Source organism: Actinomadura physcomitrii, from assembly GCF_008923205.2.
In the GTDB taxonomy this organism is placed as follows: domain Bacteria; phylum Actinomycetota; class Actinomycetes; order Streptosporangiales; family Streptosporangiaceae; genus Spirillospora; species Spirillospora physcomitrii.
In genome coordinates, this window is record NZ_WBMS02000008.1 from 199818 (window position 1) to 226219 (window position 26402).

Annotated in this window: 26 protein-coding genes; 11 read left to right on the forward strand and 15 right to left on the reverse strand. The window is 74.4% G+C overall.

Annotation, left to right across the window (positions count from 1 at the left end):
* Nucleotides 1-20: 20 nt before the first annotated feature.
* A complete protein-coding gene (gene thiI, locus F8568_RS12770) occupies nucleotides 21-1256 on the forward strand; it encodes a tRNA uracil 4-sulfurtransferase ThiI (RefSeq protein WP_151593739.1) in 1236 nt (411 codons plus the stop codon).
* An 86-nt stretch (nucleotides 1257-1342) separates the two neighbouring features.
* Here thiI and F8568_RS12775 read toward each other — a convergent pair whose 3' ends face one another.
* The 3 genes from F8568_RS12775 to aroF all read right to left on the reverse strand — a co-directional run bounded on the left by F8568_RS12775 (nucleotide 1343) and on the right by aroF (nucleotide 4103).
* Complete coding sequence (locus F8568_RS12775; protein ID WP_151593740.1) at nucleotides 1343-2272, reverse strand: DUF5954 family protein; 930 nt, start codon at nucleotides 2270-2272, stop codon at nucleotides 1343-1345.
* Between the two features lie 41 nt (nucleotides 2273-2313).
* Nucleotides 2314-2793, reverse strand: a complete 480-nt coding sequence (locus tag F8568_RS12780; RefSeq protein ID WP_328600847.1) for an EamA family transporter — start codon at nucleotides 2791-2793, stop codon at nucleotides 2314-2316.
* A gap of 269 nt (nucleotides 2794-3062) precedes the next feature.
* The gene (gene aroF, locus F8568_RS12785; protein WP_151593741.1) at nucleotides 3063-4103 is read right to left on the reverse strand and encodes a 3-deoxy-7-phosphoheptulonate synthase; all 1041 of its coding nucleotides are present in this window, start codon (nucleotides 4101-4103) and stop codon (nucleotides 3063-3065) included.
* Between the two features lie 281 nt (nucleotides 4104-4384).
* Here aroF and F8568_RS12790 point away from each other — a divergent pair, with 281 nt between their 5' ends.
* The 5 genes from F8568_RS12790 to F8568_RS12810 all read left to right on the forward strand — a co-directional run bounded on the left by F8568_RS12790 (nucleotide 4385) and on the right by F8568_RS12810 (nucleotide 9540).
* A complete protein-coding gene (locus tag F8568_RS12790; RefSeq protein ID WP_151593742.1) occupies nucleotides 4385-5008 on the forward strand; it encodes a sulfite oxidase-like oxidoreductase in 624 nt (207 codons plus the stop codon).
* Nucleotides 5009-5118: 110 nt separating this feature from the next.
* Nucleotides 5119-6489: a sensor histidine kinase gene (locus tag F8568_RS12795; RefSeq protein WP_151593743.1), complete on the forward strand. Its 1371-nt coding sequence runs from the start codon at nucleotides 5119-5121 to the stop codon at nucleotides 6487-6489.
* Between the two features lie 75 nt (nucleotides 6490-6564).
* A complete protein-coding gene (locus tag F8568_RS12800) occupies nucleotides 6565-7356 on the forward strand; it encodes a LytR/AlgR family response regulator transcription factor (protein ID WP_151593744.1) in 792 nt (263 codons plus the stop codon).
* On the forward strand, nucleotides 7349-7825 hold the full coding sequence (locus tag F8568_RS12805; RefSeq protein ID WP_151593745.1) for a hypothetical protein: 477 nt from the start codon (nucleotides 7349-7351) through the stop codon (nucleotides 7823-7825). Before F8568_RS12800 ends, F8568_RS12805 begins: the two co-directional genes overlap by 8 nt.
* Nucleotides 7822-9540, forward strand: a complete 1719-nt coding sequence (locus F8568_RS12810; RefSeq protein WP_202124848.1) for a sodium:solute symporter family transporter — start codon at nucleotides 7822-7824, stop codon at nucleotides 9538-9540. The genes F8568_RS12805 and F8568_RS12810 overlap by 4 nt, the downstream gene beginning before the upstream one ends.
* Before the next feature lie 664 nt (nucleotides 9541-10204).
* Here the strand turns inward: F8568_RS12810 and F8568_RS12815 are convergent.
* From F8568_RS12815 to thiO, 6 genes are all read right to left on the reverse strand, one after another.
* Complete coding sequence (locus F8568_RS12815; RefSeq protein ID WP_151593747.1) at nucleotides 10205-11056, reverse strand: deoxyribonuclease IV; 852 nt, start codon at nucleotides 11054-11056, stop codon at nucleotides 10205-10207.
* Nucleotides 11057-11099: 43 nt separating this feature from the next.
* Nucleotides 11100-13043: a Stk1 family PASTA domain-containing Ser/Thr kinase gene (gene pknB, locus F8568_RS12820; RefSeq protein WP_151593748.1), complete on the reverse strand. Its 1944-nt coding sequence runs from the start codon at nucleotides 13041-13043 to the stop codon at nucleotides 11100-11102.
* Nucleotides 13044-13079: 36 nt separating this feature from the next.
* Nucleotides 13080-14057, reverse strand: coding sequence for a DMT family transporter (locus F8568_RS12825; RefSeq protein WP_151593749.1), 978 nt, complete (start codon nucleotides 14055-14057; stop codon nucleotides 13080-13082).
* 160 nt (nucleotides 14058-14217) lie between these two features.
* Nucleotides 14218-15009 (reverse strand): thiazole synthase, encoded by a 792-nt coding sequence (locus tag F8568_RS12830; protein WP_328600848.1) that lies wholly within the window; start codon nucleotides 15007-15009, stop codon nucleotides 14218-14220.
* Nucleotides 15010-15012: 3 nt separating this feature from the next.
* Nucleotides 15013-15213: a sulfur carrier protein ThiS gene (gene thiS, locus F8568_RS12835; RefSeq protein WP_151593750.1), complete on the reverse strand. Its 201-nt coding sequence runs from the start codon at nucleotides 15211-15213 to the stop codon at nucleotides 15013-15015.
* Nucleotides 15214-15229: 16 nt separating this feature from the next.
* The gene (gene thiO, locus F8568_RS12840) at nucleotides 15230-16354 is read right to left on the reverse strand and encodes a glycine oxidase ThiO (protein ID WP_151593751.1); all 1125 of its coding nucleotides are present in this window, start codon (nucleotides 16352-16354) and stop codon (nucleotides 15230-15232) included.
* Nucleotides 16355-16552: 198 nt separating this feature from the next.
* Here thiO and F8568_RS12845 point away from each other — a divergent pair, with 198 nt between their 5' ends.
* From F8568_RS12845 to F8568_RS46735, 4 genes are all read left to right on the forward strand, one after another.
* The gene (locus F8568_RS12845) at nucleotides 16553-17776 is read left to right on the forward strand and encodes an NAD(P)/FAD-dependent oxidoreductase (protein ID WP_151593752.1); all 1224 of its coding nucleotides are present in this window, start codon (nucleotides 16553-16555) and stop codon (nucleotides 17774-17776) included.
* 69 nt (nucleotides 17777-17845) lie between these two features.
* Complete coding sequence (locus F8568_RS12850) at nucleotides 17846-18229, forward strand: Rv2175c family DNA-binding protein (RefSeq protein ID WP_160573601.1); 384 nt, start codon at nucleotides 17846-17848, stop codon at nucleotides 18227-18229.
* 88 nt (nucleotides 18230-18317) lie between these two features.
* The gene (thiE, locus tag F8568_RS12855; RefSeq protein WP_151593753.1) at nucleotides 18318-18992 is read left to right on the forward strand and encodes a thiamine phosphate synthase; all 675 of its coding nucleotides are present in this window, start codon (nucleotides 18318-18320) and stop codon (nucleotides 18990-18992) included.
* A gap of 57 nt (nucleotides 18993-19049) precedes the next feature.
* Nucleotides 19050-19211 carry a hypothetical protein gene (locus tag F8568_RS46735; protein WP_202124849.1) on the forward strand — a complete coding sequence of 54 codons (162 nt, stop codon included), beginning with the start codon at nucleotides 19050-19052 and terminating at the stop codon, nucleotides 19209-19211.
* Between the two features lie 28 nt (nucleotides 19212-19239).
* Here the strand turns inward: F8568_RS46735 and F8568_RS12860 are convergent, their stop codons facing one another.
* The 4 genes from F8568_RS12860 to F8568_RS12875 form a co-directional block, all read right to left on the reverse strand.
* Nucleotides 19240-20346 (reverse strand): serine/threonine-protein kinase, encoded by a 1107-nt coding sequence (locus F8568_RS12860; protein WP_236008686.1) that lies wholly within the window; start codon nucleotides 20344-20346, stop codon nucleotides 19240-19242.
* An 86-nt stretch (nucleotides 20347-20432) separates the two neighbouring features.
* Nucleotides 20433-22601, reverse strand: a complete 2169-nt coding sequence (locus tag F8568_RS12865; protein ID WP_151593754.1) for a beta-glucosidase family protein — start codon at nucleotides 22599-22601, stop codon at nucleotides 20433-20435.
* Nucleotides 22601-23143, reverse strand: a complete 543-nt coding sequence (locus tag F8568_RS12870; RefSeq protein ID WP_151593755.1) for a carboxymuconolactone decarboxylase family protein — start codon at nucleotides 23141-23143, stop codon at nucleotides 22601-22603. The genes F8568_RS12865 and F8568_RS12870 overlap by 1 nt, the downstream gene beginning before the upstream one ends.
* Nucleotides 23144-23269: 126 nt before the next feature.
* Complete coding sequence (locus F8568_RS12875; protein ID WP_151593756.1) at nucleotides 23270-24379, reverse strand: polyprenyl synthetase family protein; 1110 nt, start codon at nucleotides 24377-24379, stop codon at nucleotides 23270-23272.
* A gap of 194 nt (nucleotides 24380-24573) precedes the next feature.
* Between F8568_RS12875 and metF the strand changes: the two genes are divergently transcribed.
* Nucleotides 24574-25509, forward strand: coding sequence for a methylenetetrahydrofolate reductase [NAD(P)H] (metF, locus tag F8568_RS12880; RefSeq protein WP_151593757.1), 936 nt, complete (start codon nucleotides 24574-24576; stop codon nucleotides 25507-25509).
* On the opposite strand, the gene F8568_RS12885 is transcribed toward metF, so the two are convergent.
* Together F8568_RS12885 and F8568_RS12890 are read right to left on the reverse strand one after the other, a co-directional pair.
* On the reverse strand, nucleotides 25446-26048 hold the full coding sequence (locus F8568_RS12885) for a GNAT family N-acetyltransferase (RefSeq protein WP_151593758.1): 603 nt from the start codon (nucleotides 26046-26048) through the stop codon (nucleotides 25446-25448). The two genes, metF and F8568_RS12885, sit on opposite strands and share 64 nt — an antisense overlap.
* 10 nt (nucleotides 26049-26058) lie before the next feature.
* Nucleotides 26059-26391, reverse strand: coding sequence for a hypothetical protein (locus tag F8568_RS12890; RefSeq protein WP_151593759.1), 333 nt, complete (start codon nucleotides 26389-26391; stop codon nucleotides 26059-26061).
* Nucleotides 26392-26402: the final 11 nt, after the last annotated feature.

Below are 26402 nucleotides of genomic sequence, written 5' to 3' on the forward strand. Positions count from 1 at the left end.
TCCCGCCGGGAGGATTACGCATGACCACGCTCGAGACCGCGCCCGCGGACGTCCGGGAGCAGTCCCCGGTCGACGGGGAGCCGTGCGTGCTGCTGAAGCTCGGCGAGGTCGTCCTCAAGGGCAAGAACCGCGAGCTGTTCGAGCGCCGCCTCGCCGACAACGTCCGGCAGGCCGTCCGCCCCATCGCCCGCGTCGACGTGATCCGCCGGCACGGGGTGTTCATCGTGCGCAAGCACGAAGCCGACCTCGCCACCATGGAGCGGGTCGCGCAGCGGATCACCGACGTCATGGGCATCGTGTGGGCGCACCGCGCCTGGCGGGTCGGCAAGGACCTCGCCAGCGTCGAGCGCGCCGCCCTCGAGCTCATGGACGGCCGCACCGGCACCTTCGCCGTCCGGTCCCGGCGCCGCGACAAGCGGTTCCCGATGACCTCCACCGAACTCGACCGGCACATCGGCGCGCTCGTCGCGGGCCGCTACGGCCAGCCCGTCCGGCTCAAGGACCCCGCGCACACCCTGTCGATCGAGGTCGACCGGGACGAGGTGTTCGTCTACTCCGGCGGCCTGCCCGGCCAGGGCGGCCTGCCCGTCGGGATGTCCGGCCGCGGCCTCGTGCTGATGTCCGGCGGCATCGACTCGCCCGTCGCCGCGTACCGGATGATGCGCCGCGGCCTGCGCGTCGACTACCTGCACTTCTCCGGCATGCCGTTCACCGGCCCCGAGTCGATCTACAAGGCGTACGCGCTGGTCCGCGAGCTGGACAAGTTCCAGGGCGGGTCGCGGCTGTTCGTCGTGCCGTTCGGCAAGGCGCAGCAGCAGATCAAGTCGTCCGGCGCCGACCGGCTCGCGGTGATCGCGCAGCGCCGCCTCATGCTGCGCACCGGCGAGGTCCTCGCCCGCCGCCTGCGCGGCTCGGCGCTGATCACCGGCGACGCGCTCGGCCAGGTGTCCAGCCAGACCCTGGCGAACATCACCGCGCTGGACGACGCCGTCGAGCTGCCCATCCTGCGCCCCCTCGTCGGCATGGACAAGATCGAGATCATGGACCAGGCGCGCCGCGTCCGCACGCTGTCGATCTCCGAGCTGCCCGACGAGGACTGCTGCACCATGCTCGCGCCGCGCCGCGCCGAGACCCGCGCCAAGATCGACGACCTGCGGCAGATCGAGAAGCGCCTCGACGTCGGCGAGCTCGCCGACCAGCTCGCCGACTCCGTCCAGGAGCACCGCCCCGTCTACGGAGACGTATCCGCGTCCTGAGAGGGCCTGCCCGGCCTCAGCCGCCTGACGGTCAGACATACGCCCGTGGCCTCAGCGGGCGCCGACCTCAACGCGGCGATACGGATTCAGCGGCTGTCGAAGTCGGTGGGACGCGGTGGTTCGGGGCCGTCCGGGCCCAGCAGGGTGATGCGCTCTATGCGGACGATCCGGAAGCGGCGTCCCGCGACCGCGATGCCGTTGCGGCGCGGCTCGTCCGCCAGCACCTCGGCGGCCTCCACGTACGCGGCGGTGTCGGTCTCGCCGAGCGCCTCCACGGCGGGCGCCACGTCCCGCAGGTAGCCGATCAGCGAGTCGCGGGCCTGCTGCGGGGTCGCGTGCAGGCGGCCGACCGGGCGCCAGCGGCGCTCGCGGGACGGTGCGCCCGGCGCGGCGGGGCCGCGCTCGGCGACGGTGAACGCGGGCGCCAGCGCGACCGGCGTGAGGAACGCGCCGGACGGCTCGCTCCCGCTGACCGCCGCCGCGTCCAGCACCTGGCAGAGCAGCTCCGCGGTGGCGAGGTCGGACCCGGTGCCCTCGCCGGACAGCAGGTCGTAGGGGCGCCGGTAGGAGGCCGGGACGGACGCCGGGCGCGGGTCGGGGTCGCTCGGCCGGGGCGGCTCGGGGCCGTCCGGGCCGGTCCGCACCAGCTGCTCGACCCGGACGAGCGCGAACCGCCGGCCGGCCGCGGTCACGGTGTCGCGCGGCCCGGACCGCAGCTCGCCGGCGGCCCGCCGGAACTCGGCCGCGGCGACCGCGTCGAGCAGGGCGGCGCGGTCGTCGAGGTGGTCGGCGAGCAGCTCGCGGGCGCCCTGCGGCAGCGGGTCCGGCGGGCAGACGACCTGCCAGCCGCCGGAGACCCGCTCGGCCGCGGTGAACAGCGGGCCGACCGCCACCAGGTCGGGGTAGGCGGCGAGGGAGCGGCAGGCGTCCGCCAGCATCACGGCGGCGACCGGGTCGACGCCGTCCAGGTCCTCCGGGAACAGTCGTCCCCCGGCGTCGCCATCGCCCGTCGTCATGCCGGACATCATCCTCTCCGCCTCCCGATCTGGCGAGTGGTTCAGACCAATTGGTGACCGCGGGGACGGCGCTTTCGCGCACGGCGTACGGGCACGACGAGCACGGCGAGGCCGGCGGCGAGGAGGGCGAGGCCGGCGCGGGCGGTCCCGCCGAGATGCTCGACGGTGCCGACGGCCACGCCGGTGCGGGAGACCGCGGCGAAGAACGCGACCTGGTACACCGCGATCGCCACGGCGCCCACCGCGAGCGGCCCCAGGCGGGACCGGCCGCGCAGGAGGCGGCGCAGGCCGTCGCGGCGGGTGGCGGCGGCGAGGGCGAGCAGCAGCAGCCCGCCGATGACGATCCGGGCGGCGGCGACGGAGACGCTGGACGCGCCGGGGGCGAAGGTGCGGGCGGTGCCGGTCGTGCCCCACAGGGACGCGGCGAGCAGGATGTCGGCGGCGCCGCCGAGGGCGCGCGGACCGGCCTGGTTCGCGGGCGCGCAGGCCCGCCTGGACGCTCTGGACGTGCGCAGAGACACGGGAAGAAGCTCCTGAGCTCGAATCGGGAAAGAGAGATCCGGATCCGGGGCGCAGGAGAACGCGGACCGGGCGCCAACGCGCCGGGCCCGTCAGGACTCGCAGGGACTGCCGTGGCCGCGCCCCGTCAGGAGCGGGGCGGCCCGAGGCAGGAGGTCCAGTACGCCATGCCCGCGACGCTGCCAGCCACCCGAACACGCGTTGACTTGTGGCGTGTCGTGGTTAAAAGGAGCCTCATAACCACGACACGCCACAAGTCAATGGGAAGGGGTCAGGCGGGGACGGGGCCGGGGGCCTCGGTCAGGGTGCGGCCGACGATGGGCGGCAGCTCCCGCACGAGCTTGGCGAGCTCGCGCAGGTCGCCGTCCACGAGCGCCTGCGGGCCGTCGCACAGCGCGGTCTCCGGGTGCGGGTGCACGTCGATGATCACGCCGTCGGCGCCGACCGCGACGGCCGCGCGGGTCAGCGGGAGCACCAGGTCGCGGCTGCCGCCCGAGTGCGACGGGTCCACGATCACCGGCAGGTGGGAGAGGCGCTGCGCCACCGGGACCGCGGAGATGTCGAGGGTGTTGCGGGTCGCGTTCTCGAACGTGCGGATGCCGCGCTCGCACAGCACGATGTCGAGGTTGCCGCGCTGCGCGACGTACTCGGCGGCCATCAGCCACTCCTCGATCGTCCCGTTCATGCCGCGCTTCAGCATGACCGGCTTGCCGGACTCTCCCGCGGCCTGCAGCAGCGCGAAGTTCTGCGCGTTGCGGGTGCCGATCTGCAGCATGTCGGCGTAGGACGCGACGAGCTCCACGTCGCCGGCGTCCACCACCTCGGTGACGATCGGCATGCCCGTCTCCTCCCGCACGTCCGCGAGGATGCGCAGGCCGGCCTCGCCGAGGCCCTGGAACGCGTACGGCGACGTGCGGGGCTTGAACGCGCCGCCGCGCAGCAGCGTCGCGCCCGCCGCCTGCGCCATCTGCGCGGCGCCGAGCGTCTGCTCCGGGGTCTCGACCGCGCACGGGCCGGCGATCAGCGTCATCGTGCCGGGGCCGATCGGCACGCCGCCCACCCGCACCACCGTGCGCTCGGGGTGGTGCTCGCGGCTCACCAGCTTGAAGGGGGCCGAGATGCGCACCACGTCGGTGACGCCGCGCATCCCGCGCAGGTTCAGCGTGCCGAACTGCTGGACGTCGCCGACGAGCCCGACGATGGTGCGTTCCACGCCCCGGCTGACGAACGCGTCGCCTCCCGCCGTCTCGACCAGTGAGACGACGGCCTTGATATCGGCTTCGGTGGCCTCCGGGGCCATGACGACGACCATGGGTGTGCTGCCTCTCCTCATCACGCGGACCGCGCGCGGATCCGGGCCGGATCCCGCGGACGACCCCCTGGAAACGACGAGAGCCCCGGGCCGATGGGGCCCGGGGCTCTCGCCTTGTGGTCTGTCAGCGCAACGCCTGGCAGACCAGCCGCCCGGGCTGGTCGAACCAGAAGAAATACACGGTGTTGCGCACGGCATCAGGGTAGCCGATGCGCGCCGCCGAATCCCGCAAGGCCCCCGAATATGGCTCAGCTCACGCCTGGTGGCAGGATGGCGGCGTCATGTCCCACCCCGAAGCGTCCGCGCCGCAGCCGCGGGACCTGCCGCCCGGCCAGTACGTCCCGCGCGGCTGGCCGGTCCTCCACTACGGCCCCGTCCCCAAGTTCCGTCCCAAGGACTGGGATTTCCGGGTCTTCGGCGCGACCGCGTCGGGCGAGCAGCACCGGTGGAGCTGGGAGGAGTTCGACGCGCTGCCGCGGGTGCGCGCGGTCTCCGACTTCCACTGCGTCACCAAGTTCACGATCCCCGGCAACGAGTGGGAGGGCGTCCCCGGCACGGCGATCGTGGAGCTGGCGCCGCCTGCGCCGGACGTCACGCACGTGATGGTGTGGGCGGAGTACGGCTACAGCGCCAACATCCGGATGAGCGACTTCCTCGCCGACGGGACGATGTTCGCCACCCACCACGACGGGGAGCGGCTCAGCCCCGACCACGGCTTCCCGACCCGGATCGTCGTCCCGCACCTGTACGCGTGGAAGAGCGTGAAGTGGGTCCGGGGCGTGGAGTACCTGGTGAAGGACCGCCGCGGGTTCTGGGAGGAGCGCGGCTACCACAACGTCGCCGACCCCTGGTCCGAGCAGCGGTACTCCTATCAGGAGGACGAGGGCGAGGCACCGCCCCTCTGAGCGGCGGCGGCCTCCGGGCGGTGCGCTCCGCGCGGTGCGATGGGTCGGACACCGTCGTAAATCGGCAACACACCGACCTCGGCGGAAGACAGACGTTACCGTACGTTGTCATGGTCCTACCGTCCGTCGCGGACATTCTCGCGGGCGCCCTGGCCGCGGGCGCCGCCGCGGGCGCCGCCGCACTGCGCGGGCGGCTGCGGCTCCCGCGCCGCGCCCCCGCCGCCCCGGCGGAGCAGGCGGCGTTCGCGACCCTGCACACCGTCGCCCGGGTGGCGCCGCCGCTGCGCGGCGGGCTGACCCCCGCGTCGGCCCGCAAGGCCGCCCGGCACCTGCGCGCGCTTCTCGGCGCCGAGGCCGTCGCGCTCGTCGGCGTCCCGGCCGGCGGCGACCCCTGGGACGAACCCCACGGCGACGACGCGCTCGCCGGCGGCCCCCGCCCCGCCGGCCCGCATGCGGACGAGGACGCCGGAGACCCGCCGCCCGCGGGCGACCCGGCCCCGCGGCTGCTGGCCTGGGACGGCGCCGGACGCGACGAGCACGCCGGCGACGCCGTCGCGCACGCGCTGCCCGTCCTCGCCTCCGGCCGCCCCCGCGTGATCGTCCCCGAGCTGCTCGGCTGCCGCGACGCCCTCTGCCGCATCCGGGTCGCCATGGTCGCGCCGCTCACCGTCGAAGGACGCGTCGAGGCGACCCTCGCCGCCTACTGGACCGGTCCGTCCACCGCGCGCGTCCGCGCCGTCGGCGAGGCGGCCCGGCTCGTCACCGGCCAGCTCGAGCTGGCCCGGTTCGACACCGCCCGGATCCGGCTCGCCGAGGCCGAGATGCGGGCGCTGCGCGCGCAGATCTCCCCCCACTTCGTCTACAACTCGCTGACCACCATCGCCTCGTTCGTCCGCACCGACCCCGAGCGGGCCCGCGGCCTGCTGCTGGACTTCGCCGACTTCGCCCGCTACTCCTTCCGCAACCCCCGCGACTTCACCACCCTCGCCGACGAGCTGCGCTCCATCGACCGGTACCTGCTGCTGGAGCGGGCGAGGTTCGGCGAGCGGCTCCGGTTCGACGTGCAGGTGGCGCCCGAGGTGCTGCCGGTCGCCGTCCCGTTCCTCGCCCTGCAGCCGCTGGTGGAGAACGCGATCCGGCACGGCATGAAGGGCACCCGCGGCCCGCTGCACATCTCGATCGTGGCGCGCGACTCCGGCGCCGAGGCCGCGATCAGCGTGGAGGACGACGGCGTCGGCATGGACCCCGAGCGGCTCCAGGAGATCCTCGCCGCGCCGGTCGGCCGCCCCGGCCCGACCGGATGGGGGAGCGTCGCCACCCCCGACCGGCGCGGCGGCGGGATCGGGCTCGCCAATGTCGACGAGCGGATGCGCCAGGTCTACGGAGAGGAGTACGGGCTGACCGTCGAGACAGCGCTCGGCGCCGGAACCAGGGTCAGATTGCGCGTCCCGAAGTACCGTCCGGGCGTCTTTCCGGACTGACCGGCCCGCCCAGGCCGGGCACTCACTTTTTGGAATCGATTGCGGACAGACGGTAATCGCGGCAAAGTCGCCATCATGCTTCACGTCCTGGCCGTCGACGATGAACGCCCCGCCCTGGAGGAACTGATCCATCTGCTCCGCGCGGACCCGAGGATCGGGCGGGTCACCGGCGCGGAGGACGCCTCGTCCGCGCTGCGCGACCTCAGCCGGATGCTCGTCGAGGGCGAGCGCCTGGACGCGGTGTTCCTGGACATCCGGATGCCCGGGCTCGACGGCCTGGACTTCACCCGGCTGCTGACCGGCTTCGCCGCGCCCCCGCACGTCGTGTTCGTCACCGCGCACGACGACTGCGCCGTCACCGCCTACGAGCTCGGCGCGCTCGACTACCTGCTCAAACCGGTCCGGCCGGAACGGCTCGCCGAGGCCGTCCGGCGGGTCGAGCGAGCCGTGTCGCGGACCGCCCCGCCGGGCGAGGACGTCCCCGACGCGTCCGCCGACGACGAGATGATCCCGGTGGAGCTGGGCGGCCGCACCCGGCTGGTGTCGCGGCGGACCGTCACCCACGTGGAGGCGCAGGGCGACTACGTCCGGCTGCACACCGCCGACGGCGGCTACCTGGTGCGGATGCCGCTGACGGCGCTGACGAAGCGGTGGGAGGACGCCGGGTTCATCCGGATCCACCGCAGCACCCTCGTCGCGTCCGCGCACATCACCGAGCTGCGCTTCGACGGCGGGCGCGCCGCGGTGCAGATCGGCGACGCGCTGCTGCCGGTGAGCCGCCGGCACACCCGCGAGGTCCGCGACCTGCTGGTCCGCCGGTTCCACCACGCGGCCGACGGCGCGGGGGACGGCGGCGGCCATGGCTGACCCGCGGCGGGCGCCGCTCCCCGCGCCGCCGGGCGACGGCGCGCCCGCGATGCCGTCCGAACCCGCCGGCGGCCACTCCGCATCCGGCTTGCCCTCCGATACCGGCCCGCCCACAGCACCCGGGACCGTGCCGGCGCCGGCGCCGGCCGAGCGGGATGGGACCGATGCACCGGCCCGGCGGGACGGGGCCGACGCACCGGCCGGGCGGGCCGACGTGCGGGCCCTCGTCCGCGTCCAGTTGCGGATCGCGCTGCAGACCGCCGCGATCGTCCTCGGGGTCATCGCGGCCGTCCCGGCCCTGCTCGCCCTCACTCCGGGCCTGCGCGGGCTCCGGCTGCTCGGCCTGCCGGCGGGATGGCTGCTGCCGGTCCTCGGCGTCCAGCCGCTGTGGGTGCTCGCCGCCCTCGCGCAGCTCCGCCGTGCCGAACGCGCCGAACGCGACCATCCGGCACCGCCGGGCCGTTCGTGACCGCCCCGGCGGCGCCGGCCGCGCTCGCCGCGCTGGCCGCGGTCCTGGCGCTGAACGCGGCCCTCGGCCTGCACGGCCGCCGCTCCGCCCGGACCACCTCCGACTTCCTGGTCGCCTCCCGGGGCGTCACCCCCCTCCGCAACGCCACCGCGATCGGCGGCGAGTACGTGTCCGCCGCCGCCTACCTCGGCACCGCCGGGTTCGTCCTCGCCTACGGCACCGGCACGCTGTGGCTGCCGGTCGGCGCCACCGCCGGATACGTCCTGCTGCTGGCGTTCGTGACCGCCCCGCTGCGCCGCTCCGGCGCCTACACGGTCTCCGACTTCGCCGAGTGGCGGCTCGGCTCCCGCGCCGTCCGCCGCGCCGTCACCTGCTGCGTCTGCTGCGTCGGCTGGTTCTACCTGCTCCCGCAGCTCCAGGGCGCCGGGGTGGCGCTGCGGGTGCTGACCGGCGCCCCCGTCTGGACGGGCTGGGCCGTGATCGTCGTCGTCGCGGTCGCCCTCGTCGCGTCCGGCGGCATGCGCGGCATCACCGCCGTCCAGGCCGTCCAGTTCTGGATCAAGCTCGGAGCCGTCGCCGTGCCCGCCGTCGCGCTGCTCGCGATCTGGCACGCCGGCGGCGACGGCGCCTCCGCCGGGGACCGGCCCGCGCGCTTCGAGCGCACCACCCGCCTCCACGTGGAGACGGGCGTCGCCATGACCGTCCGGCACGCCGTCACCGTCACCGCCACGGGACGGCTCGACGGCGTCCGCCACGACCGTGCCGCCGTGCCCTTGACCCCCGGCCGGCACACCGTCGGCGGCGGCGCCGAACTCGTGTTCCCGCCCGGCGCCGACGTCCCGTGCGCCGAACGCCTCCCCGCGCCCGACGACGGGATGTGGGCCGCCCACTTCGGCCGCCCCACCGGACACGGCCTCTACACCACGTACTCGACGCTGCTCGGCATCCTCCTCGGGACGATGGGCCTGCCCCACATCCTGATGCGCTTCTACACCAGCACCTCCGGACGCAGCGCCCGCCGCACAGCCGCGCTCGTCCCCGGCCTGCTCGCCCTCTTCTACGTTTTCCCGGCCCTCTACGGCACGCTCGGCCGCCTCTACACCCCCGAACTGCCGATGACCGGCGACATCGACGCCACCGTCCTGCTGCTCCCGCTCAGGGCCGCCCCCGGCCTGCCCGGCACGCTGATGACCGGCGTCGTCGCCGCCGGCGCGTTCGCCGCGTTCATCTCCACCTCCTGCGGGCTCGTCGTCGCCATCGCCGGCACCGTCACCCAGCGGATGCGGCACCGCGACGGCGTCGCCGCGTTCCGGATCGGCGTCGTGCTCGCCCTCGCCGCCCCGCTCGCCGTCCTGCCCGCCATCGGGCCCCGCGACTCCACCGACCTCGTCGTCATGGCCCTGTGCGTCTCGGCGTGCTCGCTGTGCCCGCTGCTCCTCCTCGGCATCTGGTGGCGGGGACTCACCTCCGCCGGCGCCCTCGCCGGCCTGCTCGGCGGCGGCGGGCTCGCCGCCGCCGCCGGCGTCGCCCGGCTCGTCTCCGGCCCCGGCACCGGCTGGACGGCGGTGCTGCTCGCCCAGCCCGCCCTCGTCGTCGCCCCCGCCGCCTTCACCGTCATGATCGCGGTGTCGCTGCTCACCCGCCGCCGCGCCCCGCGCCGCGCCGACGCCGCCATGGCCCGGCTGCACCTGCCGGACCCCGCCCCCGTCCGCTGAGAACCCGGCGAACCGGACGCACCACCGCGCCGCGAACCCCGCTCGACCGCTCACCGCCGTTGGACCGTTCCTGGACGCCGGCCCGGCCGCTCGTCCCGCGAAACCGACCGCTCACCGTGCGACTACACTCCGCACAGCTCTGACTACTAACCGTTTACCGAGCCTTGTGTTTCCCGGGTGCCGATCGGAGGCATTGGACCTCTAGTGTTCTCAGTGGCACCACACGCCACACCGCTTCGGAGGAGCGGGCGGACGGACCGGACGGATACCCCGTCCACCACCGCGAAACCTCCCACAACAGCAAACCCGGAGATCCGGCGAACGCCGGATCGTGAGTCGCCGGGTCCCGTACCGGGGGGGTGGGACCCGACGACCTGTGGCTCGGGCGTCGTCGAACAGTCGGGGGGTTGTTCGGCGACGCCCGAGTCCTTATTCATTGCTTTGCCCTTGGCGGTCAGGCCGCCGGACGGCCTTCCCTTCGGCGGGCAAAGCGGCGATCGCAGCATCGCTCCGACTCGCCCTGGGGGCTCGCTGCGCGATCAGATTCTTGCTTCGCTCGAATCTGGCTTCGCACGCGATCGCAACGTTCCGGTCGCCGCTACTTCAGCCTACGGACGATCATCTTGCGGTCCGTGGGAGCTGATGCCCCGGCTCGGGTCGCCTTCTAGGCGGCTCTCAGGGACTTGAGGGTGGTGATGTCCTTGGCGTGGGGTTCGGGGGCGCGGCCTGGAGTCTCGATGATGAAGGGGACGCCGGTCGCGGCGGGGTGGCGGAACAGGTCGGCGAAGGGCTGCTCGCCGATCCGGCCCGCGCCGATGTTCTCGTGGCGGTCCTTGGCGGAGCCGCAGACGTCCTTGGAGTCGTTGGCGTGGACGAGCTTGAGGCGGCCCTCGCCGACGGTGGCGACCAGGGCGTCCATGGCGTCCTTGACGCCGCCCGGCGCGGCGAGGTCGTGGCCGGCGGCGAACGCGTGGCAGGTGTCGAAGCACACGCCGAGCTTCGGGTGGTGCTCGAGGCGCTCGAAGAACGGGCCGAGGTCCTGCACCTTGGCGCACAGCATTCTGCCCTGCCCGGCCATCGGCTCCAGGAGCAGGTCGGGGCCGTCGTCGGGGATCTCCTCCAGCAGGGGGAGCACGTGGTCACGGACCTGCGCCATCGCCGCGTCGTAGCTCTGGCTGACGGCGGAGCCGGTGTGGACGACCACGCCGCGGGCGCCGATCGCGCGGCCGCGGACGAGGGAGTGCCGGACGGTCGCGATCGACTTGGCGAGGGTCTCCTCGGTGGGCGAGCCGAAGTTGACCAGGTACGGGGCGTGCACGTAGACGGGCACGTCGGTGCGCTCGAGGAGCTTGGCGTCCTCGGCGGGCCTGCCCTCGGGCAGCGCCCAGCCGCGCGGGTTGGCGACGAAGACCTGGATCGCCTCGGCGCCGATCTCGGCGGCGTACTTCAGGCCGCCGGTGGCGAGCCCGCCGGCCACGGGAACATGCGCCCCGATGGGGCTCTGCGGTGCGGTCATAGCCCGTTCAGCCTAGCCGCCGGGGCCGACAGTCCGGACCCGGTCAGGGGCCCCTGACCAGCGTGACGGTGGAGCCGCGCGGGGCCTCGCCGCTGTTCGGGCTCTGGAACCGGACCGTGTTCCCGCCGAAACCGGTGACGTTGACGTTGAAGCCGGAGTCCTCGAGGGCCTTCTTGGCGTCGCCGACCTTGCGGCCGGTCACGTTCGGGACGGGGATGTTCTGCTGGGGCTCGCCGTCGTTGCAGCCGAAGTGGATCGGGCCCGCGTCCACGATGCAGTCGCGCTTGTTGACGACGATGGTGACGTCGTCGCCGCCGGACACGCCGGTGCCCTCCGCCGGGTCCTGGCTGATGACGGTGTTCGCGGGCTTGCCGTCGACCTTCTTCTTCTGGACGGTGACGTTGAGGCCCATGGAGCGCAGCTGGTTGGCGGCGGTGTCGCCGTCCTTGCCGACGACGTTGGGCATGGACATGCCGCTGCTGAGGACGACGTCGACCGGCTTGTCGGGGGACAGCTTCTCGCCCGCGTCGGGGTCGGTGCCGACGACCTTGTCCTTGGGGACCGTCTGGGACGGCGTCGTGCTGGTCTTGCCGACGGTGAAGCCCTTGCTCTGCAGGGTCTTCCTGGCGTCGTCGAGGGTCTTGCCGGACACGTCCGGGATCTCGCGGGGGGTGATGCCCTTCGACGGGGTGAGCGTGACGGTCTCGCCCTTGGCGATGCGGGCGCCGGCGGGCGGGTCGCTCTTGGCGACCATGCCCTTGTGGACGTGGTCGTCGTAGACGGCGGTGGCGACGCGGACGTCGAGGCCCGCGCGGTCGAGCTCGCGCTGGGCGTCGGCGACCTTCATCCCGATGATCTGGGAGGGGATGTGGTCGTACTGGCCGGACGTCTGGTACCAGACGGCCCAGCCGAGCACCACGGCGGCGATGGCGCCGATGGCGATCAGCACGTACTTGCCGGTGAGCGCGCCGAGCGCCCGGTCGGTGCGCGAGCGCGGCGCGTACCCGGCCGGGAGCGTCTCGGCCGGCACGCTCCTCGGGTCGAGGACGGCGGTGTGCCCCTGCGGCGGCGCGGCGGGCGGCGTCTCCAGCACGCTGGTGGTGTTGCGGGACGCCTCCTCCATGCGGCGGTCGAAGTCGCGCGGCAGGCCGCCGAAGACCTCGGCGACCTCGGCGAGGTACTGGCCGGCGTCCGCGGGGCGGCGCGCCGGATCGTGGGCGGTGGCGTCGGTGACCAGCTCGTCGACGCGCCGCGGGATGCCGGGCACGACGCCGGACGGCGCCGGGACGACCTCGTTGACGTGCTTGTAGGCGACGGCGAGGGGCGTGTCGGCCTGGTGGGGGAGGTGGCCGGTGAGCAGCTCGAACAGCATGATCCCGGCGGCGTAGACGTCGGAGCGGACGTCCGCGGTGCCCTGCAGCACCTGCTCGGGCGCGAGGTAGCCGACCGTCCCGATGATCATGCCGGTCTTGGTCATCTTGCTCGCGCTCTCGGCCCGGGCGAGGCCGAAGTCGGCGACCTTGATGGTGCCGTCCTCGCAGATCAGCACGTTCTCCGGCTTGACGTCGCGGTGCACGAGGCCGGCCCGGTGCGCGGCGCCGAGCGCGGCCAGCACCGGCTGCATGATCTCCAGGGCGGCGCGCGGGCCGAGCCGGCCGAGCTCGGTGAGGGCGTCGCGGAGGGTGCGGCCCGGGACGTACTCCATCACCAGGAAGACGTGCTCGCCGTCGGAGCGCTGGTCGTACACGGCGACGACGTTGGGGTGGGAGAGCGCCGCGGCGGCCTTGGCCTCGCCGATGAAGCGGGCGACGAAGTCCTCGTCGGAGGCGAGCCCGGCGTGCATCACCTTGATCGCGATCGTGCGGTCCAGCCGGAGGTCGCGGGCCACGTACACGGTGGCCATGCCGCCGCGCGCGATCCGGGACTCAATGCGGTAGCGCCCGTCGAGCACCTGCCCGACGAGTGGATCAGCAACCGACGTGTCCATCGGTGCGAGTTTACGGGCGAATGACGGAAGTTCTCATCAGTCGTGAGTATGAGCATCGATGAGCCGCGGCCCGGGCGCGGCCGCGGGGGCGGCCGGGCGGGCGCGGCGCAGGCCGCGGGTGCTGCGGGACACCGCGACGCCGGCGAGGCACAGGACGCCGCCGCCGAGCGTGATCAGGCCGGGCACCTCGTCGAGGAACAGCCACGACATCGTGACCACGAGCGCGGGGACGGCGTAGGTGGTGGCGCCCATCTTCCCGGCGGACGTGCGGGCCAGCGCGTAGCCCCAGGTGGTGAAGGCGATCGCGGTCGGGAAGACGCCGAGGTAGACCATGTTGAGGGTCGCGCCGGCCGGGGCGTCCGCGGCCTGCGAGACCAGCTGCGGGGCGAACGGCAGGCACACGACCGCGCCGATCGCGCAGGCCCAGGTGGTGAACTGCAGCGGGCTCGCGTGCCGGAGCGCGGGCTTCTGGCTGACGACGCCGAACGCGTACGTCACCGCGGCGGCGACGCACAGCAGCACGCCGCCGACCGACGAGCCCCCGCCGCCGGACATCGACAGCCCGACGATCGCGGCGCCCGCGAACGACACGGCCATGCCGGCCAGCAGCCGCGGCGCGAAGCCCTCCTTGAGCAGCCAGCCGCCGAGCAGCGCGATGAGGATCGGGCCGATGTTGACGACGAGGGACGCGGTGCCGGCGTCCACGAGGCGCTCGCCCCAGTTCAGCGCGACCATGTAGGCGCCGAACCACAGCACGCCCGCCGCGGCGATGCCGGGCCAGGCGCCCTTCGGCGGCAGGCCCTCGCGGCGGACGAGGCAGATCGCGGCGAGCACGACGGTGCCGGACAGGAGCCGGCCGAGCGCGAGGGCGCCGGGGCCGTACTCCGCGCCGGCGCTGCGGATCGAGACGAACGCCGAGGCCCACAGCACCACCGTGACGGCCGCGGCCGCGACGGCGAGCCGGTCGACGCCCGTTCGCCGGGCACCGCTTCGGGAGACACTGCCCTGTTGCATGTGACGCACCTTAGGTTCGGGTCGTTTCCATGAACACCGAAGGGTGCGGCGCGGTTGCGGGCGGCCCTTCCGGCGGACGTCCCCCAGTCTGGGGACGCCTACCGTTCAGGTCCAGCGAATATTTCTTCAGTCGAAGCTTTAGCTGTGCTTCAATCTCGGGTCAGGAGGACGCGAGGCCCTCGAACGGCGAGGACGCCTGGGCGTAGCGGCGCTTGGGGATGCGGCCGGCCAGCCGGGCGAGCCGCCCCGCCTCGACGGCGTGCCGCATCGCGGTCGCCATCCGGGCGGGCGCCTGCGCGCGGGTGACGGCGGTCGCCAGCAGCACCGCGTCGCAGCCGAGCTCCATCGCCAGCGCGGCGTCGGACGCGGTGCCGAGCCCCGCGTCCAGGATCACCGGGACCCCGGCCCGCTCGACGATCAGCTCGATGTTGTGCGGGTTGCGGATGCCGAGCCCCGACCCGATCGGCGACCCGAGCGGCATGACCGCCGCGCAGCCGAGCCGCTCCAGCCGGTGCGCGAGGACGGGGTCGTCGCTGGTGTAGGGCAGCACGACGAAGCCGTCGTCGACGAGCTGCTCGGCGGCCTCGACCAGCTCGATCGGGTCGGGCAGCAGCGTCCGCTCGTCCGCGATCACCTCGAGTTTCACCCAGTTCGTGCCGAGCGCCTCGCGCGCCATCTTCGCGGTCAGCACGGCCTCGCCCGCGGTGAAGCAGCCCGCGGTGTTCGGCAGCACCCGGATGCCGCACTCGGTCAGCACGTCCAGTACCGAGCCGCGCGCCGACGGGTCGACCCGCCGCATCGCGACCGTGGTGAGCGCCGTCCCCGACGCGGTCAGCGCCTCGCGCAGCACGTGCATGCTGGGCGCGCCGCCGGTGCCCATGATCAGCCGGGAGCCGATCTCCTCGCCGGCGATGACCAGGGCATCGGTGCCGTTCGCCGTTTCGTTCGTCACCGGTCAGCCTCCTTGGACCGCGGTCAGCACCTCGAGGCGGTCCGCCTCGCGCAGCGGCGTCGCCTCCCACGCCGACCGCCGGACGACCTCGTCGTTCAGCGCGGCCGCCACGCCGGACGCGGCGGTGGTGACGGCCGCGACCGCCTGCGCCACGGACGCGCCGTCCGGCAGCTCGCGCGGCTCTCCGTTCACGATGATCCTCATCACTGCATTACCTTCATCACTGCTGTTCGGGGGCGAAGCGGGCGGGGGAGAACGGGGCGGCCACCGCGGGCACGGGGCCGTCCAGCAGCATCGCGGCGAGGGCGTCGGCGCTGACCGGCGCCAGCAGGACGCCGTTGCGGAAGTGGCCGGTGCCGAGGTAGAGGCCGGGCAGCGCGGTCGGGCCCATCAGCGGGGCGTTGTCCGGGGAGCCGGGACGCAGGCCCGCGGTGACCTCGGCGAACTCCAGCTCGGTGATGCCGGGCAGCAGCTCGCGGGCGTCCCGCAGCAGCTCCCACAGGCCGCCCGCGGTGACCCGCGTGTCGAAGCCCAGCTCCTCCTGCGTGGCGCCGATGACGATCTCGCCGTCCGCGCGCGGCACCAGGTACACCGACGAGCCCTTCACCAGGCCGCGGGTGGTGCGCCGCAGGAACGGCACCGGCGTGCGGAGCCGGATCACCTGCCCCTTGACCGGACGGACGGGTGGAACGGTCCCGGGGGGCAGCCCGCCGAGGTCGCCCGACCACGGCCCGGCGGCCAGCAGCACCTTGTCCGCGGGTATCCCGGTGCCGTCGTCCAGCCGGACCCCGGCGGCGGCGTCCCGCTCGACCAGCACGCCCTCCGCGCGCCGCCGAACCAGCCGGACGCCCAGCCGCTCGCCCGCCGCCAGCAGCGCCGGGGCGAGGCGGCGCGGGTCGACGGAGCCGTCCTCGGGGGCGAGCAGCCCGCCGCGGACGCCGGGCGCGAGCATCGGCTCGGTCTTGCGGCACTCGCGGCCGGTGAGGGCCTCGACGGGGATGCCGAGGCTCTCCTGGAAGGCGCGCAGGTCGTCCAGGAGCTTCAGGTCGTCGGCGTCGAACGCCACCTGGAGCGTCCCGTCGTCGCGGTAGCCGGTGTCCAGGCCGGTGGCCTCGGCCAGCTCGGCGGCGAACGCGCCGTAGCGGTCGCGGGAGGCGAGGCCGAGCCGCAGCAGCGGCTCCTCGCCATAGCTCAGCTCGCTGACGGGGGTGAGCATCCCCGCGGCGACCGACGAGGCGCCGCTCGCCGGCGCCGGGTCGACCAGGGTGACGGTGGCGCCGCCCTGCGCGGCCCGCCAGGCGGTGGCCAGGCCGATGACCCCGGCGCCGATGATCACGATTCGCACTGCGCGCTCCCTTCGCCGGCATGATCCGGATCAGGTCGTGGCGGTCGGCGGCCCGGTCAGCCGCCCTCTCAGCCCGGTCGCACCGGACTCCCGCGCTCTGTGTCGTTATGTCCCCCACCATACGGCCAACGGCCCGGTCGCACCTGTCTGGACACCCGTCCAGAAGCGCTTCGGCGGGCCCGGTTAGGGTGGGCGCCCATGAACAGGGTCATCGTCGTGGGCGGCGGGCTGGCGGGCGTGCGGGCCGCCGAGGCACTCAGGAGCAAGGGGTACGAGGGCGCGCTGACCCTCGTCTCGGCGGAGCGGCACAGGCCCTACGACCGGCCGCCGCTGTCGAAGGCGGTGCTCGCGGGCGACTCCGACGACACCACCGTGGACGCCGACTGGGACGCGCTCCGCTGCGAGCTGCTGCTCGGCGAGCGCGCCACCGGACTGCGCCTCGACGCCCCAGGACGCGGCGGTACGGTCGCCTCCACCGCCGGCGACCTGCCGTTCGACGGCCTGGTCATCGCCACCGGCGCCGAGCCCGTCACGCTGCCGGGCGACGGCCGCCAGCACGTCCTGCGCACCATCGACGACTCCCGCGACCTGCGCGGGCGCCTCACCGAGGGCGCCCGCATCGTGATCGTCGGCGCGGGCTGGATCGGCGCCGAGGTCGCCACCACCGCCGCGAAGAAGGGCTGCGCCGTCACCGTCGTCGAGGCCGCCGACACCCCCCTCGCCGTCGCGCTCGGCCAGGAGATCGGCGCGCTCACCGTCCCCTGGTACGCCGAGGCGGGCGTCGAGCTGCGCACCGGCGTCAAGGTCGCCGCGGTCGAGCACGGCGGGCTCGCCCTCGCCGGCCCCCGCGGCGGCGAGCGGATCGATGCCGACGAGGTCGTCGTCGGCATCGGCGTGCGGCCCGCGCTCGGCTGGCTCGACGGCTCCGGCCTGCTGCTGGAGCGCGGCGTCGTCACCGACGGCTCGTTCCGCACCGTGATGGACGACGAGGCCGGCACCGTCCGCGGCGACGTCGTCGCGGTCGGCGACTGCGCCGCCTGGTGGTCGGGCCGGTACGGGCGCCGCCTCCTCGTCGAGCACTGGGACACCGCCCTCACCGCCCCCGACACCGCCGCGGCCGCCCTGCTCGGCCAGGACGCGGTGTACGACGCCGCCCCCTACTTCTGGTCCGAGCAGTTCGGCCGGATGGTGCAGTACGCCGGGAACCACGCGCGGTCCGAGCGGCTCGTCCACCGCGGCGACCCGTCCGGCCGCAAGTGGGCGATCGCCTGGCTGACCGGCGACCGGCTCGACGCGATCCTGACCGTGGACCGCCCCCGGGACCTGGTGCAGGCCAGGCGGGTGATCGCGGCCGGGACGCCGGTCGACCCGGCGGCGATCGCGGACCCGGACGTGGCCGTCCGCCAGGCCGTTCGCGGGTAGCGGAACCTCACCGGCGGTAACGGCGGCCGGGCGGGTTTGAGGCTTCCGAAGGCGTGGTAGCAAGGGGGCGTGACCCAGACGCACGCAACCGTTGACAGCGCACTGGACCCCCGCACCGACGCCCTCGCCGGCGACTGGCTCTCCCTCCGGGAGACGGCGGAGCGGCTCGGCATCAAGACCAGCCGGATCAAGCAGCTCATCAGCGAGCGCAAGCTGCTGTCGGTCCGCCGCGACGGCGAGCCGATGGTGCCGGCGGCGTTCATCCGCGACGGCCAGGTCATCAAGGGCCTGTCCGGCACGCTGACGCTGCTGTCGGACGCCGGCTTCGACGAGGTCGAGACCGTCCGCTGGCTGTTCACCGCCGACGACACGCTGCCCGGCACGCCCGTCCAGGCGCTCAGCGAGAACCGGGGGACCGAGGTGCGGCGACGCGCCCAGGCCCTGGCATTCTGACCCGAACCGACCGAGCGACCGGCCGCGGGGTCACGCCGCCGCGCGTGGCCCCGCGCCGCATGCCCGCCGAAAGGAAACCGCCCGCACCGTGTCCAGGCACATCCCGACCGAACGGGCCGTGGCGCTGCGCGCCCGGCTCAGCCGCGCCCGCCTCTACCTCTGCACGGACGCGAGGGAGCGGCAGGGCGACCTTCCCGCGTTCCTGGACGCGGTGCTCGGCAACGGCGTCGACATCGTCCAGCTGCGCCAGAAGGGCCTGGAGGGCCGGCAGGAGATGGCCTACCTGGAGGTGTTCCGGGCGGCGTGCGAGCGGCACGGCGCGCTGCTGGCGGTCAACGACCGCGCCGACGTCGCCCGCGCGGTCGGCGCCGACGTGCTGCACCTCGGGCAGGACGACCTGCCGGTGCCCGCCGCCCGCGAGATCGTCGGCGGGGACGTGCTGATCGGCCGGTCCACGCACTCCGACGAGCAGGCGTCCGCGGCGTCCGCCGAGCCGGGCGTGGACTACTTCTGCGCGGGCCCGGTGTGGCCCACGCCGACCAAGCCGGGACGTCCCGCGCCCGGCCCGAAGCTGCTGGAGTACGTGGCGGGGCTGCGCCAGCCGCGCCCGTGGTTCGCGATCGGCGGCATCGACCCGGCCAACCTCGGCGAGGTGCTGGACGCGGGTGCCGAGCGCGTCGTGGTGGTCCGGGCGATCACCGAGGCCGACGACCCGGGCGCCGCGGCGGCCGGGTTCGCGCGCCGCCTGCGCGCCGCCGGCTGAGGAGGGCGACGGGGATCACGGTGCGGCCGGTCCCGCCGATGGCCGACAATGGGGATCATGACCGTGGGACCCGACGACGACCGGCCGGTCGACCTGGGCGACGACCTGGAGATCCTGCCGGACCAGACCTCCGACGACACCGACACCGGCTGGGGCGAGTGGCGCGGCGGCGGCGATGACGACGCGCGGCTGCTGGAGGACCGCCCGCCGCACTGGTGAGCGCCCGCGGACGAGCGCTCCTGCGCCGTCAGAACAGGATGCCGAGCACGAACCCGGCGATGATCACCGCGGCGAGCGCCAGCATCATCCGCCAGCGGTAGCGCGGGATGCGGGTGGGCCGCGGCCTCGGCGCGGGCCCCCGCCCCTCGCGCAGCGCCCGGACGAGCTGCGGCGCGGTGGGCCGCGCCGCCGGGTTCTTGTCCAGGCAGCGGGCGGCGAGGTCGCGCAGCGGCCCGTCCATGTCGCCCAGGTCCGGCGGCCGGGACGTCACCCGCCGCATCACCGCGGCGCTCGGCCCGCTGCCGAACGGCGGCCGCCCGGTCGCGGCGAACACCATCGCGGCGCCCCAGGCGAACACGTCGGCGGGCGGGCCGACCGGCTCGTCCTCGATCTGCTCGGGCGCCATGTAGCCGGGGGTGCCGACCGGGCTCGTGGTGAGCGGCTCGGTGCGGGCCAGCGCGTCGGCGGCGCGCGCGATGCCGAAGTCGATCACCTTGGCGCCGTCCGGGCCGAGCACCACGTTGGCGGGCTTGAAGTCGCGGTGCACGATCCCGGCGCGGTGGATCGCGGCGAGCGCGCCGGCGGTGCGCAGCGCCACCTTGCGCAGCTGCGGCGCGGGCAGCGGCCCGTCCTCGTGCACGACCCGCTGCAGCGTCGGCCCCTCGACGAACTCGCTGACGATGTAGGGGCGGTCGCCGGTGACGTCGGCGTCCAGCACCCGCGCGGTGTGCCGCCCGGTGACCTTCCGCGCGGCCTCCGCCTCCTTGACGAAGCGGCTGCGCGCGCGCTGCCCGGCGTCCAGGCCGCCGCGCAGCACCTTGACCGTGACCAGCCGGTCGTCACCGTCGCGGCCGAGGTAGACCACGCCCTGGCCGCCCTCGCCGAGCCGCCCGAGCAGCCGGTAGCCGCCGATGCTGCGGGGGTCGCCGGAGCGCAGCGGGCGCTCGTGCCGCCGGCCCGGGCGCGGGCCGGGACGCTTCCCGGCCGTGCCCGCCGCCTGCGCCGGCGCTGCGGGGCGCGGCTTGGGCGGGTGCCCCGCGCGGCCCTGCCCGGAGCGGGCCGGCTGGCCGCCGCGGGCCTGGGCGGGACGCGCGGTGTGGGGGGTCGTCCTCCCGCGGGAGGCGTCGTGCGGCAAGGGGGGACTCCGACTCGGCGGGGACGGACGAAGATTTCCTCATTTGTACCCTGTCGCCGCGGATCGGGGCAGCGGAACCCCGATCTTTACTTCGCGGCGCACGTCCCGAAGGTCCCGGTCTGCTCGATGTCGCGCTCGGAGCCGCCGACCATCGCCTTGTAGCAGCCGGCCGCGACCTTCCACGCCTTGGCGCCCTGGTTCCAGTACGCCAGGGACCGCGAGGTCAGCGGGAACGCGACGCGCTTGCTCTGCCCGGGGGCCAGCGCGACCTTGGCGTAGCCCTTGAGCTGCCTGGGCGGCTGCGGCACGTCCACACCGGCGGAGGGCAGCCCGAGGTACAGCTGCGGGACGGCCGTCCCCGCGCGGGTGCCGGTGTTGGTCACGGTGACCTGCACCGACGTGGACGAGGCGGTGAGCCCGCTGTAGCGGAACGTCGTGTACGACAGCCCGTGCCCGAACGGGAACGCGGGCGTGAGGCCCTCGGCGTCGTAGTGCCGGTAGCCGACCATGACGCCCTCGGAGAACGTGACGGTCTTGTTCACGCCGGGGAACTGCGACGGGTTCCCGGCGAGGGGCGCGTCGCCCTCGGCGGCGGGGAAGGTGACGGGCAGCCGCCCGCCCGGGTCGACGTCGCCGAACAGGACGCGGGCCAGCGCGTTCCCGCCCTCCTGGCCCGGGTACCAGGCCTCGACGATGCCCTTCACCTGGTTCCGCCACGGGGTGAGCACGGGGCCGCCGGTCTCCAGGACGACGATCGTGTTCGGATTGGCCTTGGCGACGGTGCTGATCAGGGCGTCCTGGTCGCCGCGCAGCGGGTCGCCGCACTGGAGCGTCAGGCAGGACCGGTCGAAGAACTCGCCCTCGCTGTCGGTGGCGAAGACGATCGCGACATCGGCGCCGCGGGCGGCGTCGGCGGCGGCCCCCGCGTCGTCGCCGTCGGTGTGGCTGATCTTCGTGCCGGAGCCGGCGCGGCGCGCGATGCCGTCCCGCGCGGAGACGGACGTGAACGGCACGACGTTCGCCGACCCCGCCCCGCTCTGGCTCTGCTCCGCGGCCCGCCCGATCAGCGCGATCGACGACGGCGACTTCAGCGGGAGGATCCCGCCCGCGTTGCGCAGCAGCGTGATCCCGTTCTCCGCGATGGTCCGCGCGGCCGTCTCGCTCGCCGTCCGGTCGATCGCGGCGAGGTCGTTCGGGTACGCCTGCCGGTCGAACACCCCGAACGCGAACATCGTCCGCAGCACGTTGCGGACGTGTCCGTCGATCGTCGCCTGGGCGACCTGCTTCTGCGCGACCGCCATCTTGAGCAGGAACGCGTTGTACTTCATCCCGATCGGCAGTTCCATGTCGACCCCGCCGTTCGCGGCGGCCACGGTGTCCTGCACGGCGGTGTGGTCGGACGGCACGAACCCCTTGAAGCCCCACTCCGACCGCAGGATCCCGTTGAGGACGCCGCCGTCCTGGCAGGCCCACCGCCCGTTCAGCTTCCCGAACCCGCACATGACGGTCGCGGCGCCGCCCTGCTTCACCGCCGCCTCGAACGGCGGCAGGTAGATCTCCCGCAGCGTCCGCGGGTCGACCTCCATGTCCAGCGACAGCCGGTCGCTCTCCTGGGTGTAGACGGCCATGTGCTTGACCGACGCCATCACGCCCTGCGCCTGCGCGCCGCTGATCCACGCGGCCCCGAGCCCGGACGACAGGTAGGGGTCCTCGCCGAAGCCCTCGAACGAGCGGCCGTTGCGCGGCGCGCGCAGCACGTCCACGGTCGGCCCGAAGATCAGGTCGTTGCCGCGGTGCCTGGCCTCCCACCCGACCGTCCCGCCGTACAGCCGCGCCGCCGCGGGGTCGAACCCGGCGGCGAGCGCGATCGGCGCGGGCAGCCGGGTCGCCTTGCCCTGCCGGACGCCCGCCGGGCCGTCGGCCATGTAGAGCGGCGGGATGCCCAGCCGGGGGATGCCGGCGTTGGTGTCGGCGTGCGCGGTGTCGATGAAGCCGCCGAGCGGGCCGCCGAGCGGGTCGTCCGACGCGAGCATCGCGATCTTCTCGTCGTCGGTCATCTCCGCCATCAGCAGCGCGGTGCGCCTGTCCGGGCCGAGGGCGGTGTCGCACCAGGGCCGCTGGGCCGGGTCGCCGCACCGGGTCTGCGCGGCGCCCGCCGGCGCGGGCGCGGAGAGCGGCGCCATGAGCGCGAGGACGGACGCCAGCGCCCCCGCTGCCGGCGTCCACCGTCCCGTCCCTCCTCGCGGACCGCGCATCAGTGCGCCTCCTCGTCCTGGACGCGCAGCGCGTTCAGCGCGAAGGCGACCATGTGGTAGTGCCCGATGAGCATCACCAGTTCGATCAGCTCCCGCTCCCCGAACCGGGCCGACAGCGCCGTCCACGTCGCGTCGGTGAGGGTGCTGCGCTCGTTCAGCTCGTCCGCCGCCGTCAGCACCGCGAGGTCGCCGTCGGACCAGTCGCGGTCGCCCAGCGGCAGCCGCAGCGCCGCGACCTCGGCCTCGGTGAGGCCCGCGGCGAGCGCGAGCCGGCGGTGGTGCCCCCACTCGTACGCGCAGTCCCGCAGGTGGGCCGTCCGCATGATGGCGAGCTCCCGGTCGCGGTCGCTCAGCAGGCCCTTCATCAGCAGCCGCGTGCCGAGCCCGATCCAGTCGCGGAACAGCTTCGGGTGGCGGCCGAGCGTGGTGAAGACGTTCAGCGGCCCGGCGGACGCGGTCACGGCCCGCAGCGTGTCGTCCCACTCCGGCTCGGGCAGCGGGGCGACGCGCGGCACGCGGTTCCTGGGGATGTCTGCGCACATGACGACATTTCTGCCACCAAATGGTGGGACGGTGCTACCCCACCAGCCTCAATTGGCCGGATTGTGACATCTCGCTCACATGCGCCCGAGGAGGTTCGGCGCAGCGCGGAGCCGGGCGCCGGCCGGTCAGGTGCGGCGCGCGGTGGCGGCGATCGCCAGCCCGGCGAGCGCGTCGCGGGCCTCCTCGGCGACCGGCGCGCCGGCCAGCGCCCGGCCCGCCTCGTCCAGGTAGCCGTCGATCATCGCCTCGCAGGCCGCCAGGCCCCCGGTCTCCTCGATGATCGTGCGCGCCTCGTCCACGCCGGGACGGTCCAGCTCCGGGTCGCCGAGCCGGCGCTCCAGCGCCGCCGCCTGCGCCCGCGAGGCGCGTTCCAGGGCGAGCGCGACCAGCGCTGTCCGCTTGCCCTCGCGCAGGTCGTCGCCCGCGGGCTTGCCGGTCTCGGCCGGGTCGCCGAACACGCCGAGCACGTCGTCGCGCAACTGGAAGGCGATGCCGAGCGGCAGGCCGTAGCCGGTGAGCGCCGCGGTCACCCGCGGGTCGCCGCCCGCCAGCGCGGCGCCGAGGTGCAGCGGCCGCTCGACCGTGTACTTGGCGCTCTTGAACTCCACCACGCGCAGCGCCGTCTCCACCGTCGCGCGGCCCCGGGTGCCCTCCAGCATGTCGAGGTACTGGCCGCACATGACCTCGGTGCGCATCAGGTCGTAGACGGACCGGCCGCGGCGGCGCCGCTCCTCGTCCAGCCCGCACGTCTCGAACATCTCGCTCGACCAGGCCAGGCACAGGTCGCCGAGCAGGATCGCGGTGCCGGCGCCGAACGGCACGGCGGCGCCCGGCCAGCCCTGCGCGCGGTGCAGCGCCTCGAACCTGCGGTGCACCGACGGCTGCCCGCGCCGGGTGTCGCTGGAGTCCATCACGTCGTCGTGGATCAGCGCGCTCGCCTGGAGCAGCTCCAGGGACGCCGCCGCGTGCACGATCGCCGGGTCGTCGACGCCGCCGCCCGCGGCGCGCCAGCCCCAGTAGCAGAACGCCGGGCGCAGCCGCTTGCCGCCCGCCAGCAGCGCGTCCAGCGCCGCCAGCAGCGGCCCGAGGTCGTCGCTGATCGCCAGCAGGCCGGGGCGTTGGCGGTCGACGAAGGCCAGCAGCGCCTCGTCGACCTGCTTGCGGACGCGGCTCCAGGACGGATGGAGCGAGCCGGGGGATGCGATGGGTCGTCCTCCCGCGGGCAGGCGTGACATGCCCGTGATCGTATCCGGCTGGACGGAATCCACCGGCCAGCTTTTGAGCGATATGTCGGTATATTGTAGGAAATAGAGGCATTGCGTTGGTGCATACGTGTGCAGGATCACGTGTAACGCACGAAAGCCGGAGTGCGCCCGCGGGCCCGCTCTGGGCCCGGATCTGCGCCGGACCCCCACTGTAGGCTTGGGGGATGCGACCCGTACGTCCCGACCGGCCCCCGACCGTCCGCGACCTGCTGGCCTCGGGCGAGCGGTCCTTCTCCTTCGAGTTCATGCCGCCGAAAACCGACAAGGGCGCGCGGAACCTGTGGCGTACGATCCGCGAGCTGGAGCCCCTGCACCCGACGTTCGTGTCGGTCACCTACGGGGCGGGCGGCGGCACCCGCGACACGACCGTCGACATCGTCGAGCGCATCGCCACCGACACCACCCTCACCCCGGTCGCGCACTTCACCGCCGTGAACCACTCCCAGGCCGAGCTGCGCAACCTCGTCGGCCGGTTCGCCGCCGCCGGCGTCCGCAACGTGCTCGCGCTGCGCGGCGACCCGCCCGGCGACCCGATGGGGGAGTGGGTCAAGCACCCCGACGGCGTCGAGTACGCCGCCGAGCTCGTCCGCATGATCCGCTCCTACGGCGACTTCAGCGTCGGCGTCGCCGCGTTCCCCTACAAGCACCCCCGCTCGCCCGACATCGACAGCGACACCCGCTACTTCGTCGAGAAGTGCCGCGCCGGCGCCGACTACGCCATCACGCAGATGTTCTTCCGCGCCGACGACTACCTGCGGCTGCGCGACCGCGTCGCCGCCGCGGCCTGCGAGACGCCGATCATCCCCGGCATCATGCCGGTCACCAGGTACAGCACCATCGAGCGGTCCGAGCAGCTGTCCGGCGCGCCGTTCCCGCCCGAGGTGAGGGCCCGCTTCGACGCCGTCGCCGACGACCCCGAGGCGGTCCGGCGGCTCGGCATCGAGCACGCCGCCGACCTCTGCCGCGAGCTGCTCGACCAGGGCGCCCCCGGCATCCACTTCATCACCTTCAACCAGTCGACCGCGACGCGCGAGGTCTACGGGCTGCTGGAGTCCGGCGGGTACGGCGCCAGAGGCAGCGTCCCGCCCATGACCGCGTAGCGGGGGCCGCCGCCGGGGAACTCGAAGTCGGTCAGCAGGTCCACCATGCCGACCGAGCGGTACAGGTGCCGGGCCGGCGTCTCGGGCCGCCGGTCCAGCGTCGACAGCACCACCGTCCGCTCCTGGCGGCCCTCGCACAGCGCGGTCAGCAGCGCCCGCCCGAGGCCCCGGCCCTGCGCCTGCGGGTGCACGTGCAGCTCCGCCACCTCGAACGAGTCGTCCATCCACCGCGCGGCGTGCGCCTCGCCGCGCAGGTCGATCAGCGCCTGGTACACCACGTCGTGCCACCACTGCCCGCGCGCCCCGCGGAACCCGTAGGCGAACCCGTGGACCGGGCCCGGCAGGCCGGGCAGCGCGCCGCGCCGCTCCGCCACGAACGCGCGGAACGACGGGTAGGCCGCGTGCCGCTCCATGATCGTGTGCCGGCCCGGCAGCTGCTCGTCCGGCGGCTCCATCGCGGCCCGGTACACCTCCAGCATAGGGTGGAGCCGGCGTAGGAAGGCGCGTTCGTCGATCTCGCGCAGCTTCGGGTCCCTCACCCGACAGAGACTAGACCCGCGGGGTGGTCCGCTGCGTGGATGACAGACGGTCGTAGATGTCCCAGAGGATCCGGTCGGCCGCCTTCCGCAGCGTTCCGCGCTGCGTGTCGAGCCGCCCGGCCCACTCGCGCGCCTCGGGGCCCAGCCACGCGTCGGTCGAGCCGAGCGTCCGCACGGGCGCGTCCAGGGCCCGGCGGACCTGGTCGATGCTGCCGTACGCGTCGGCGTACGCGTGGTACAGCCGCTCGTACTCCGGGTTCGGCTGCTCCGCCGGCGACAGCTCGGCGGCCGACGCGGCGGTGTACGGCGGAGGCAGGCTCCCCGGAGGCGGCGGAGCGGCCATGGCGACCTCAC